This is a genomic window from Rhodococcus sp. P14 (assembly GCF_000256505.1).
Lineage (GTDB): Bacteria > Actinomycetota > Actinomycetes > Mycobacteriales > Mycobacteriaceae > Rhodococcus > Rhodococcus ruber.
In genome coordinates this window covers 1-11,272 of record NZ_AJFC01000213.1, presented here as the reverse complement: position 1 = coordinate 11,272, position 11,272 = coordinate 1, and the positions used below count along the sequence as shown (strand labels likewise).

The 11,272-nt window shown below is 71.1% G+C and carries 11 protein-coding genes and 1 pseudogene; 6 read left to right on the top strand and 6 right to left on the bottom strand.

Annotated features, from left to right (window positions below; translation table 11 throughout):
- On the bottom strand, nucleotides 1-220 hold a 220-nt coding region (locus OEY_RS29805), incomplete at its 3' end, for a hypothetical protein (RefSeq protein WP_010594696.1).
- A 103-nt stretch (nucleotides 221-323) separates the two neighbouring features.
- On the opposite strand from OEY_RS29805, the gene OEY_RS0115125 reads away from it, so the two are divergent.
- Nucleotides 324-1,391, top strand: a complete 1,068-nt coding sequence (locus OEY_RS0115125) for a potassium channel family protein (protein WP_010594695.1) — start codon at nucleotides 324-326, stop codon at nucleotides 1,389-1,391.
- A 26-nt stretch (nucleotides 1,392-1,417) separates the two neighbouring features.
- The gene (nudC, locus tag OEY_RS0115120; protein ID WP_010594694.1) at nucleotides 1,418-2,320 is read left to right on the top strand and encodes an NAD(+) diphosphatase; all 903 of its coding nucleotides are present in this window, start codon (nucleotides 1,418-1,420) and stop codon (nucleotides 2,318-2,320) included.
- Nucleotides 2,321-2,325: 5 nt separating this feature from the next.
- Here nudC and OEY_RS0115115 read toward each other — a convergent pair whose 3' ends face one another.
- Nucleotides 2,326-2,937, bottom strand: a complete 612-nt coding sequence (locus tag OEY_RS0115115) for a TetR/AcrR family transcriptional regulator (RefSeq protein WP_010594693.1) — start codon at nucleotides 2,935-2,937, stop codon at nucleotides 2,326-2,328.
- 105 nt (nucleotides 2,938-3,042) lie between these two features.
- Between OEY_RS0115115 and OEY_RS28520 the strand changes: the two genes are divergently transcribed.
- Nucleotides 3,043-3,972, top strand: a complete 930-nt coding sequence (locus OEY_RS28520) for an SDR family NAD(P)-dependent oxidoreductase (RefSeq protein ID WP_010594691.1) — start codon at nucleotides 3,043-3,045, stop codon at nucleotides 3,970-3,972.
- Here the strand turns inward: OEY_RS28520 and OEY_RS0115105 are convergent.
- Complete coding sequence (locus tag OEY_RS0115105) at nucleotides 3,950-4,204, bottom strand: mycoredoxin (protein WP_026137488.1); 255 nt, start codon at nucleotides 4,202-4,204, stop codon at nucleotides 3,950-3,952. The genes OEY_RS28520 and OEY_RS0115105 overlap by 23 nt on opposite strands.
- Before the next feature lie 114 nt (nucleotides 4,205-4,318).
- Between OEY_RS0115105 and OEY_RS0115100 the strand changes: the two genes are divergently transcribed.
- Both OEY_RS0115100 and OEY_RS0115095 read left to right on the top strand, forming a co-directional pair.
- Nucleotides 4,319-6,451 (top strand): ATP-dependent DNA helicase UvrD2, encoded by a 2,133-nt coding sequence (locus OEY_RS0115100; RefSeq protein WP_225222608.1) that lies wholly within the window; start codon nucleotides 4,319-4,321, stop codon nucleotides 6,449-6,451.
- Nucleotides 6,452-6,836: 385 nt separating this feature from the next.
- Complete coding sequence (locus OEY_RS0115095; RefSeq protein ID WP_010594688.1) at nucleotides 6,837-7,115, top strand: WhiB family transcriptional regulator; 279 nt, start codon at nucleotides 6,837-6,839, stop codon at nucleotides 7,113-7,115.
- A gap of 16 nt (nucleotides 7,116-7,131) precedes the next feature.
- On the opposite strand, the gene OEY_RS0115090 is transcribed toward OEY_RS0115095, so the two are convergent.
- The 3 genes from OEY_RS0115090 to OEY_RS0115080 all read right to left on the bottom strand — a co-directional run bounded on the left by OEY_RS0115090 (nucleotide 7,132) and on the right by OEY_RS0115080 (nucleotide 10,950).
- On the bottom strand, nucleotides 7,132-8,463 hold the full coding sequence (locus OEY_RS0115090) for an ABC1 kinase family protein (RefSeq protein WP_010594687.1): 1,332 nt from the start codon (nucleotides 8,461-8,463) through the stop codon (nucleotides 7,132-7,134).
- Between the two features lie 47 nt (nucleotides 8,464-8,510).
- On the bottom strand, nucleotides 8,511-9,359 hold the full coding sequence (locus OEY_RS0115085; RefSeq protein ID WP_010594686.1) for a hypothetical protein: 849 nt from the start codon (nucleotides 9,357-9,359) through the stop codon (nucleotides 8,511-8,513).
- A 94-nt stretch (nucleotides 9,360-9,453) separates the two neighbouring features.
- Complete coding sequence (locus OEY_RS0115080) at nucleotides 9,454-10,950, bottom strand: zinc-dependent metalloprotease (RefSeq protein WP_010594685.1); 1,497 nt, start codon at nucleotides 10,948-10,950, stop codon at nucleotides 9,454-9,456.
- 88 nt (nucleotides 10,951-11,038) lie between these two features.
- Between OEY_RS0115080 and OEY_RS28515 the strand changes: the two are divergent.
- A pseudogene (locus OEY_RS28515) lies at nucleotides 11,039-11,272 on the top strand (PDZ domain-containing protein); the annotation flags it as partial.

Sequence of the window (11,272 nt, the reverse complement as noted above, 5' to 3'; positions counted from 1 at the left end):
CCCCCCCCCCGCCGAGCCGGCGGGTCCGCGGAATCGCAAGTGCCGTCCCCACGGTCAGCTCGGCGATCCCGGATGCGTACGTGTACGTGCGTGGCGAGCCCGGCAGCGCCGTCGGCACGATCCGGTCGAAGGGGTGAGGGGAGGCGAAATGCGCCGCGCCCGCGCCGAGGAGGAGCGCGGACAGCCGCAGCGCCGCGCGCTGGGACGGGTGGGTGGACATGCGCGCCACACTAGCGGCCGACGCGTAGGCTGCGAGCCGATGTCAGCAACGAGAACGTCGGTGACCGTGTCGCCGGAGCAGAGAATACTGCGGGAGTGCCGCCATGCCGGGTAGGTTACGCGGCCGCTTCAGCCGTTCCGACGTGCTCACCGAGCGCCCGGACTTCGCGCTGGTGGGCATCCTGCGGGTGCCGCAGTTGCAGACGAGTCCGAGCCGGGCCATCACCCGTCGCGTCGGATATGCGGTGGCGGCATTGATGTTCGCCGTGCTGGTGGTCTACCTGGACCGGGACGGCTATCGCGACGCCCAGGGTGACCCGCTGTCGCTGCTGGACTGCATCTACTATGCAACCGTCTCGCTGTCGACCACCGGGTACGGCGACATCACCCCGTTCACCCCCGAGGCGAGACTGATCAATGTCCTGGTCGTCACGCCGCTCCGGATTTTCTTCCTCATCGTCCTGGTCGGTACGACGCTCTCGGCGCTGACCGAGAGTTCGCGCCAGGCGTTCAAGATTCAGCGTTGGAGGCGCCGCGTGCGTAATCACACCGTCGTCGTCGGATACGGCACCAAGGGCCGCACCGCGGTGGATGCGATGCTGGGCGACGGGGTTCCGCCCTCGGAGATCGTCGTCGTCGACACGGATCCGGTGGTGCTCGAAACCGCCGCGGGACAGGGCCTGGTGACCGTGCAGGGTTCGGCGACGAAATCGGATGTGCTGCGCCTGGCCGGGGTTCAGCACGCAGCAGCGATCATCGTCGCCGCCAACCGGGACGACACCGCGGTGCTCGTCACGCTCAGCGCGCGCGAGATCGCTCCGAGGGCAAAGATCGTCGCGGCCATCCGCGAATCGGAGAACACGCATCTGCTGCGTCAATCCGGCGCGGACTCGGTGGTCATCTCGTCGGAGACCGCGGGCCGGTTGCTCGGCATCGCCACCACGACCCCGAGCGTCGTGGAGATGATCGAGGATCTGCTCACCCCGGAGGCGGGATTCGCGATCGCCGAACGGGACGTCGAGCCGAACGAAGTGGGCGGCTCGCCCCGGCACCTGTCCGACATCGTGCTCGGCGTCGTGCGCGACGGTCGCCTGCTGCGCGTGGGGTCCCCCGAGGTCGACGCCGTGGAGGCGGACGACAAGCTGCTCTACATCCGGCGGGTGTCGGGCTGAGCCCGCGCCGCCGCTAGGGTGCAGGCGTGAGCCGTTTCCAGCTGTCCGACACCCCCCTGCTCTCCCGCGCGGTCGTCGACCGCGCCGAGGAGCTGCGGGGCGACGCCGCGGCCCTGCACGACGGTTGGTCGCAGGCCCTTCTGCTACGGGTCGATCGTCACGGGCAGGTGCCGGTGGACGGCGACGCACTGGTGTTCGCCGCGGCGGTGGAGCTGGGACCCGAGCCGGTTCCGGGCGCGGTGTTCCTCGGTGTGCGCGGCGACCGGCACGTGTGGGCGATCCGGGTGCTCGCGCAGACCGGAACGGTCGCCGATCTGCGCCGGGTGGGGGAGCGGCTCGACGACGCCGACGCGGGTCTGATGGTGACCGCGGTGGCCCTGCTCAATTGGCACGAGAGCGCGGGTTTCAGTTCGCTGGACGGAGCGCCGACCGAGCCGACCCTGTCCGGCTGGTCGAGGATCAGTACCAGCACCGGTCACGAGGAGTTCCCGCGGACCGACCCGGCGATCATCTGTCTCGTGCACGACGGCGCGGACCGGGTCCTGCTGGCGCGACAGCCGGTGTGGCCGGAGCGACGGTTCTCCGTGCTCGCCGGGTTCGTCGAGGCGGGGGAGTCGCTCGAGTCCTGCGTCGTGCGGGAGATCCGCGAGGAGGTCGGCGTCGACGTGCGCGAAGTGCGATATCTCGGTAGCCAGCCGTGGCCGTTCCCGCGCTCGGTGATGATCGGGTTCTCGGCCGTCGCCGATCCGGACCGTCCGCTGGCCTTCCTCGACGGCGAGATCGCCGAGGCCCGCTGGTTCACCCGCGACGAGGTGCGGGCCGCGCTGGCGCTCGGAGACTGGGCCTCCCCGGCCGACGCCCCGTTGTTGCTGCCCGGATCGATCTCGATCGCTCGGGGCATGCTGGAGGGCTGGGTCCGGGGGAGCTGAACCGGTCAGGACCGGGGCCACAGCAGACCGGTGAGCACGGTCTCGACGAGGTGATCGGTGTACTCGTAGGTCAGCGGACCGGAGCGCAGCAGCCAGCGCTGGGCGACGGGGGCGAAGAGGGTGTCGACGACGGCGTCGAGATCCACTTCGGGGGACAGCTGACCCTGTCGCTGCGCCGCGCACAGCCGCTCCTTCTTCAACCGCCGCGTCGGCTCGTCGAGGCGACGGGAGTATTCGGCGGCCAGGGACTCGTCCTCGAGGACGGCGACGGTCAGCGCGCGCAACGGCCGTTCGAACCGGGGATCGTTCAGTTCGTCGACGGTGGCGCGCAGCACCGCCTTGATGTCGGCGACGAGATCGCCCGTGTTCGGTAGGGCCTGCGGGTCCTCCGGTTCGCCGCCCACGTTTGCGTCGAGGTAGGCGTCGAGCAGCACCGATCCCTTCGACGGCCACCACCGGTAGATGGTTTGTTTCCCGACGCCGGCTCGGGCAGCGATCGCCTCGATGCTCGACTTGCCGTAGCCCACCTCACCGACCAACTCCACCGCGGCGGTCAGGATCGCTGTCCGGGCGGCGTCGCTGCGGCGGGTGATTCTCGGAGGCATGGAACACAGCATAGGCCAAACCGAGACGAGACGGACCGTCTTGACTGAGAGGGGCGGTGGTCCCATACTGGCACGGCGAGACGATCCGTCTCGTCTAGTATTCGAGGAGGTGCCGACATGGTCGAGCAGCGGATATGGCTGGTCACGGGGGCGAGCCGCGGGCTGGGCCGAGCGTTCACCCGGGAGGCGCTCGCCGCGGGAGACCGGGTGGCCGCCCTCGCCCGCACCGCGACCGCAGTGCCCGAGTACCGGGACGACGAGCGGGTGCTCACCGTCGACGTCGACGTGACCGACCGGTCGGCGGTGTTCGCGGCGGTCGAGCGGGTCGTCGACCACTTCGGTCGCCTCGATGTCGTCGTCAACAACGCCGGGACGATGTGGACCGGCTTCGTCGAGGAGTTCACAGAGGAGCAGGCACGCGCCCAGATGGAGACCAACTTCTTCGGAGCGCTGTGGGTCACGCAGGCGGTGTTGCCGGCGCTGCGCCGACGTCCACCGGGCCGGCTGCTGCAGATCTCCAGTGTTGCGGGGATCGCGGCATTTCCCACCACCGGGTTGTACAGCGCGAGCAAGTTCGCACTGGAGGGACTGAGCGAGGCGGTCGCTGCGGAGGCCGTACACTTCGGGGTCGCCGTGACGATCGTCGAACCCGGCGGATACTGGACGGACCTGTACAAGGACATGCCCGCCACTGCGCCGCTCGACGACTATGCGGCGCTGCGCGCCGAGCTGGCGGCGACGTCGGACGCCGACGGCGTCGACAGCGAGCCGGCGCTCGCCGCGGCTGCGGTCCGGGCCGCTCGCCGCGGCTGCGGTCCGGGCAGTCGTGGACAGCGACGATCCACCGAGACGGTTGATCCTCGGCAGCGTCGTCTACGACGCCGCGGTCGGGCTCGCGCAGGACCGCATCCGGGACTGGGCGGCATGGGAGAAGGTCAGCCGGGCGGCCGAACATGCCGTGCCGGCCCCGCCGGGATACACCACCTGAGGTCCTCGGTGCCCCCGGCGGATGCGGTGCCGTCCGCTAGAGGCCGAGCGCCTGCTTGACCGCGGACAGCGGGGGATTGGTCGCGGTGCTGCCGTCGGCGAACTGCACGGTGGGAACGACGTGGTTTCCGTTGTTGACGCTGCCGACGAACTCGGCGGCCGACGGGTCGGCTTCGATGTCGATCTCGGCGTAGCCGATGCCGTGCTCGTCGAGCTGGCGCTTGAGGCGACGGCAGTAGCCGCACCAGTCGGTGGTGTAGAGCGTCAGGGCGGGAGCGTCGGTCGTAGTCACGGTGCGCACAACAACCACCGTCTGTCCGCTGTTCCGTCCTGCGGTCAAATGTGTTCTCCGCCACAGTCGGTGTGGGCCGGATGCCTGTCACCCCGTCCTGCCATGATGGAGCCCATGCGCGCAGAGACATCGGTGGAGGGACTCGATCCCCAGCAGGCCGCGGCGGTCCTCGCGCCGCGGGGCCCGGTGTGTGTCCTCGCCGGCGCAGGTACCGGAAAGACCCGGACCATCACCCGCCGCATCGCGCACCTGGTGTCCCACGGACACGTCGCGGCGGGCCAGGTCCTCGCTGTCACGTTCACCGCGCGCGCCGCCGGAGAGATGCGCGGCCGCCTGCGCGAACTCGGCGTGGGCGGTACGGGTCCGCAGGTGCAGGCGCGCACCTTCCATGCCGCCGCGCTGCGGCAGCTGCGTTACTTCTGGCCGCAGGTGGTCGGCGACACGCCGTGGCAGCTGCTCGACCGCAAGTTCGCGGTCGTCTCCCAGGCCGCGCACCGGGCCGGGTTCGCCACCGACACGGACACCGTGCGCGACCTGCTCTCGGAGATCGAGTGGGCGAAAGGATCGCTCGTCGCGCCGGAGGACTATCCGGCCGTGGTGGCCCGCGCCCGGCGTGAGCCCCCCGCCGACGCCGCGCGGGTCGCTGCCGTCTACGCCGGCTACGAGTCGCTCAAGGTGCGCGACGACGGCATCTACCTCGACTTCGACGACCTGCTGCTGCACACGGCCGCCGCGCTCGAGGAGCACAGCGCCGTCGCCGAGGAGTTCCGCGACCGCTACCGCTGTTTCGTCGTCGACGAGTACCAGGACGTCACGCCCCTGCAGCAGCGGGTGCTCGACGCGTGGCTCGGCGACCGCGACGACCTCACCGTCGTCGGCGACGCGAACCAGACGATCTACTCGTTCACCGGTGCCACCCCGCAGTACCTGCTCGACTTCTCCCGCCGGTTCCCGGACGCGACGGTGGTCCGGCTCGAACGTGACTACCGGTCCACCCCGCAGGTCGTGGCCCTCGCCAACCAGGTCATCGGCGCGGCGCGCGGCCGCATCGCCGGGACCCGGCTCCAGCTCGTCGGCCAGCGCCCGCCCGGACCGGAGCCGGCGTTCGCCGAATACGACGACGAGCCCGCCGAGGCGCAGGCCGTCGCCAAGGCGATCGCCAAGCTGCTGGGTTCGGGGGTACCGGCCGCCGAGATCGCCGTGCTCTACCGCATCAACGCGCAGTCGGAGGCCTACGAACACGCGTTCACCGAAGCCGGTATCCCGTACCAGGTCCGCGGCGGCGAGGGCTTCTTCACCCGGGCGGAGGTGCGGCAAGCGGTCGGGGCGCTGCGGCAGGCGCAGGCCCGAGACGACCTGCCCGAGGGCGCCGATCGCGGCGCCGCCCTGGTCACGCTGGTGCGAGCGGTGCTCGCCCCGCTCGGGCTGAGCGAGACCGAACCTGCCGGTGCGCAGGCCCGCGAACGCTGGGAATCGCTGCGGGCGCTCGTGCAGCTCACCGAGGAACTCCTCGGGCACGAGCCCGACCTCGATCTCGACGGACTGTTGCGCGACCTCGCGGCGCGGGCGGAGGCACGGCACCCTCCGACGGTGCAGGGCGTGACACTCGCGTCGCTGCACGCGGCCAAGGGCCTGGAATGGGACGCGGTCTTCCTCGTCGGTCTCACCGACGGGACCCTGCCCATCGTGCACGTCGTCGGTGACAGTTCGACACCGCCCGACGAGGCAGGCATCGAGGAGGAGCGCCGGCTGCTGTATGTCGGCGTCACCCGCGCGCGCGTGCACCTGCACCTGTCGTGGGCGCTTTCGCGCACCGAGGGCGGTCGCCGGTCGCGGCGGCGATCACGGTTCCTGCACGGTCTGATCCCCGACGATTCGCCGGCGTCACGGATTGCGGCTCCCCCGTCGCCGAAGCGTAAGCGGCCGCAGTGCCGCGTGTGCGGCAAGCCCCTCATGGGATCGTCCGCGACCATGCTCGGACGCTGCGAGGGTTGCCCGTCGAACCTGGACGAATCGCTGCTGGTGGCATTGAAGGACTGGCGCCGGGAACGGTCCAAGGAGATGAAGGTCCCCGCCTACGTGGTGTTCAGCGACAACACGCTCATCGCCATCGCCGAGCAGCAGCCGGGCGACGACCGCGCCCTCGTCGCCATCCCCGGTATCGGGGCGAAGAAGCTCGAGCAGTTCGGAGCGGACGTGCTCGCTGTCGTGCGTGGTGAACGCGCCTCCGACACCCTCGATCTCTAGCGGCTCCGCGGATGCGGCAAAACCGCAGGTAGAAAATGGGTTGTGCGATCGACGGCCGAGTTTCTAGGCTGGAGGTCGATGTCACGGGAAAGGCCCGTGCGCGGACGACGTCAGGAGGTGGCCCCGATGCTCGGCTTCGATGCAGCTGCAGTGGTGGTCGCCGTCCCCGTCGCCGGCGCCCCCGTCGCCGCCGGTGCGTGCACTCCGCGCGTCGCCCGCGTGCGAGCAGCCGCCCTTTCGTCCGTGTCCCGAAGCCACCGAGGTCAGCCCCGGTAATCTTCGATTCGCCTTCCGGCCACGGACACCGCCCAGCGGACCGTGGCCTTCTTCGTCTTCTGCCCGGTTCGCTCATCGCATCCGAAACCAGACAGAGGAGACATCCATCGTGCAAACCGCAACGCTCGACGTCGACCGAACGACGCGCGTGCGCGAGTTGCCCTGCCGCGGCGACGATCCGGATCTGTGGTTCGCCGAATCACCGACCGAGTTGGAGCGGGCCAAGGCGCTGTGCGGCCGGTGCCCGATTCGAGCCCACTGCCTCGCCGCGGCACTCGACCGGGCCGAGCCGTGGGGTGTGTGGGGCGGCGAGATCTTCGAACGGGGCGCCGTCGTCGCCCGCAAGCGCCCGCGGGGGCGTCCCCGCAAGGAACTGGTGTGCGCCTGACCGGGCTGCCGGGACGTCAGTCCACCGGGTCGGTGAAGCCCGGCAGCCACTCCGACAGGATCCGCATGTACGGCGCGTGCGCGTCCAGCTGAGCGCAGATGCCGACCGAGCCGAGGAGTACGCGGACGATGTTCGCGTACTCCGGCGGCAGGTTCAGAGCCCGCGCGGTCCGGAAGTTGGATCCGGAGAAGTCGGTGGCGGTGCCCGCCGCCTTCTGCAGCCACGCCCGGGTGAAGTGGAAGGACTCCGTGTGGATCGGGTCGGTGAACGGGCGCAGGTAGTCCGCGATCTCCTGCTCGGTGACCTCCCTGCCCGGCAGGACGAACCGGTTCTCGTAGAGCAGTGTGGTCAGCTCGTCGAAACGTTCCTCGAGGGCCAGCCGCACCATCCGGCCCAGCACCGGGGGCAACCCGTTCGGCATCGCGGCCGTGGCCCCGAAGTCGATGACGCCGAGCCGGCCGTCGTCGAGCAACATGAAATTGCCCGGATGGGGGTCGCAGTGCAGCAGGCCCACCTGTGCCGGGGAGGCGAAGTGGAACTCGGCGAGCAGCGCCCCCGCCCGGTTGCGCTGCTCGCGGGTACCCTCCGCGATGATCGTGGACAGCGGTGTCGCCGTGAGCCATTCGGTGACGAAGACCTTCGGGGAACTGGCGACCACCCGCGGCACGACGAACCGGGGATCGTCGCCGAACACTTTGGCGAAGGCCCGCTGATTGTCGGCCTCGATCCGGTAGTCGAGCTCCTCCTCGGTGCGCGCGGTCAGCTCGTCGAGCACCGCGCGCACGTCGGTGCCCGGCATCACCGTCGCGAACAGACCCGCGAACCGGGACAGGGTCCGCAGATCGGCGCGCAGCGCCTCGTCGGCGCCCGGGTACTGGACCTTCACCGCGACCTCGCGGCCGTCCGCCCACGTCGCCCGGTGGACCTGGCCGATGCTCGCCGACGCGGTGGGAACGTCGTCGAACGAGGCGAACCGTTCCCGCCAGCCGGCACCGAGCTGCTGATCGAGGACACGGTGGACCGTCTTGGCCGGCAGCGGCGGAGCAGCCGACTGCAGCTTCGTCAGCGCCTCCCGGTACGGTTCGGCGAACTCCTCCGGCACCGCGGCTTCCATCACGCTCAGCGCCTGGCCGACCTTCATGGCTCCGCCCTTGAGCTCACCGAGCACCGTGAACAGCTGTTCGGCAGCCTTCGCCGCGAGCTCGGCGTCGATCTCCTCGCGGTCCCCGCCGGCCAGACGCCGGCCGAACCCCACCGCGGCACGACCTGCGATCCCGAGGGGGATGCTGGCGAGCTTGGCGGTGCGGGAACTGCTTCTCCGGGGGATTTCGGCCACGCCCACCATCATGCCTGACGCCGTCCCCCCGGCGCGGGGCGCCGTGGGTCGACCCCGCGTCACGCCGGCGGGCCGGCGCACCCGCAATCCGGGTGCCGGTACCAGCGCCGCGACGCGAGCCGGTGACTGCGCAGGTCCACCTCGAGGGTCCGGTCCAGTGTCGCGGGCGCCACGGTCGTGAGAATCGCGTCGAGCTCGGCGAGGGCGAGAGCCGCGGTCGCCAGCACCACGGGGGGCTCCGCACAGCCGACGCGGTCGCACAGTTGAGCCGCGAGCTGCGGCCAGTGCGGGTCGAGGTCGGTGCGGGTGAGATCCGCGCAGCGCAGACAGCTCGTGCGCCCCGGGACGACGAACGGCCCGACGATGCCACGGCCGTCGCGCAGCAGCACGGTCAGGTGCGGCACGCGGTGCCGCATCAGCTCCCGGACGAGCCGGGGATCGGGGACCAGTGCGTCGGCGAGCAGCACGCACTGCACGTCCCATCGAGCGACGTCACTGTCGCCGGTGTAGGCGGCGGACCGGCTCAGCCGGGTGCCCGAGACCGTCAGTTGGGTGACCAGCGTATCCGCGAGGGGCCCGCGCCCGTGCACCCGCACCCGGGGAGCCACCGGTACGGTCCCGCCCGGGTCCCGGACCGCGCCGACGGTGGTCAACTCGTCGAGCAGGACGGTGACGGCATCGTCCGCCAGCCCGGCCTGCGCCGTGCGGGCCAGAATCTCCGCGCGCGACGAACGCCCGTCGAGCAGGCTCAGCACCGTCGACAGGGCGAATGCGTCGAGCCCTGCGCCGGGGGAGAGGACGGCGGCGGTATCGGGACCCCACCCGAGTTGGACCGAGCCGTCCGGGCGACGGAGCACTTCGAGGGCAGGATCGAGCGCAGGTCCGGGCTGGTGCATGGCCGTGGTCATGCCCGCCAGTCTGCGGCACCCCGGGCCGCGCCCCGGGTGCCCGAGGCCGGTTGTCCACAGGGGGAAACCGCGATCTACCAGCGTCGAAGCGCGCTCAGGCGGATTCGTCGGGATCGGTGGACTCGCCGGAGTCGCCCTTCTCCCGCTCGGCACGCTCGCGTGCCTCGGTCTCGCGCAGCTGTGCGATCGGATCGTCGAACGTGGTCGTTTCGCCGCCGAGGATCCGATCGAGGAAAGCGGCCGGGTTGTCCAGGTCCGACGAGTCCGGCAGCAGGTCCGGATGGGCCCACACCTTGTCCCGTGCCTCCGTCCCGGCATCGGCGGTGAGGCGGCGCCACAGGACGGCGGCCTCGCGCAGTTTCCGCGGCCGCAGCTCGAGACCGACGAGTGTGGCGAAGGTCTGCTCCGCGGGCCCACCGCTCGCACGGCGACGGCGCAGCGTCTCGCTCAACGCGGCCACCCCCGGCAACCGGTCGCCGAGGGCATCGGCGACCACGGTCTCCACCCAGCCCTCGACCAGGGCGAGCAACGTCTCGAGGCGCTCGAGGGCCTGCTTCTGCTCGGGAGTGGTCTGCGGCTCGAACGCCGCGCCCTTGAGCAGTTCCTCGATCTTCGACGGGTCCGTCAGCGCCGCGGGGTCGATGCCCTGCGCGAGGTCCTCGATCGCGGAGAAGTCCATCCGGATGCCGCGCGCGTAGTCCTCGACGGTGGACAGCAGGCGTGATCGCAGCCACGGCACGTGGCTGTAGAGCCGCTGGTGTGCCGCCTCACGCGCGGCCAGGAAGACGAGAACCTCCTGCGCCGGCTGCTCGAGCCCCTCACCGAAGGCATCGATCGCGGCGGGCATCAGCGCGGCGGTGCCCTCGGGCCCGAGGGGAAGACCGATGTCGGTCGAGGCCAGGACCTCCTTGGCCAGCTGTCCGAGGGCCTGGCCGAGCTGGGAGCCGAACGCCAGGCCACCCATCTGGGAGAACATCCCGAGCATCGGCCCGGCCATCGCCCGGGCCTCCTCCGGCAGGCCCTGGACCCACATGCCGTTGACCTGCTCGGCCACGGGATCGCACAGGCGCTTCCACGTTCCGAGCGTGTTGTCGAGCCAGTCCACGGGCGTCCACGCGACGGTGCGGGTCGCGCCGGCGGGCAACGTCGTCGCGCCGTCGAGCCACAGCTCTGCCAAGTGCGCGGCGTCGCGGACGGCGTCCGCGGACCCGGACGAGACGGGGGTCACGGAGCCGATCTGCTGGCGGGCGAGCTTGGCGGCCACCTCGTAGTTGACGGGTCCCGAACCACCGGACCCCATCGCGCTGCCCATGCCGCTGAGCATCTGCCCGAACTGCGTCAGCATCTGCCCGAGCGCCGCCGGGTCGAAGCCCTGCGCTCCGAACGGGTTGTCGCCACCGGCCCCGAACGGGGCACCGCCTGCGCCGGGCGCACCGAAACCGAAGGGAAAACCGCCGGGAGTGCCGCCCTGGGACCCGCCCCCTGCCGAGCCGGCACCCTCGGCACCGGATCCCTCGGCGCCGGAACCGGAATCCTTCCTGCGGTCCGGGTCGTCGTCGGGATTCGAGAATCCGAAAGGCGTGTCGCTCATGTCGTCAACGGTACAAGGCCCACCGCGCAGCGGTGGCCCCCGCGATCACGCTGACCGCGAACACCGCCGCTCCGGATACCCTGGCCGGGTGAATCGACGGCTCGTGACGATCCTGGCGGTGCTGTTCCCCGCGCTGCTGCTGGTGACGGTGGCGCTGAATGTGAAGGTGCCCTACGTGGCGCTCGGCCCCGGCCCGACGTTCGACACCCTCGGCGAGGTCGACGGCAAGGCGGTCGTCGCCATCGAGGGCACCGACACCGACCCGACCACCGGCGAGCTCGTGATGACCACGGTCGGTGTCAGTGACCGCCTGACCGTGGCG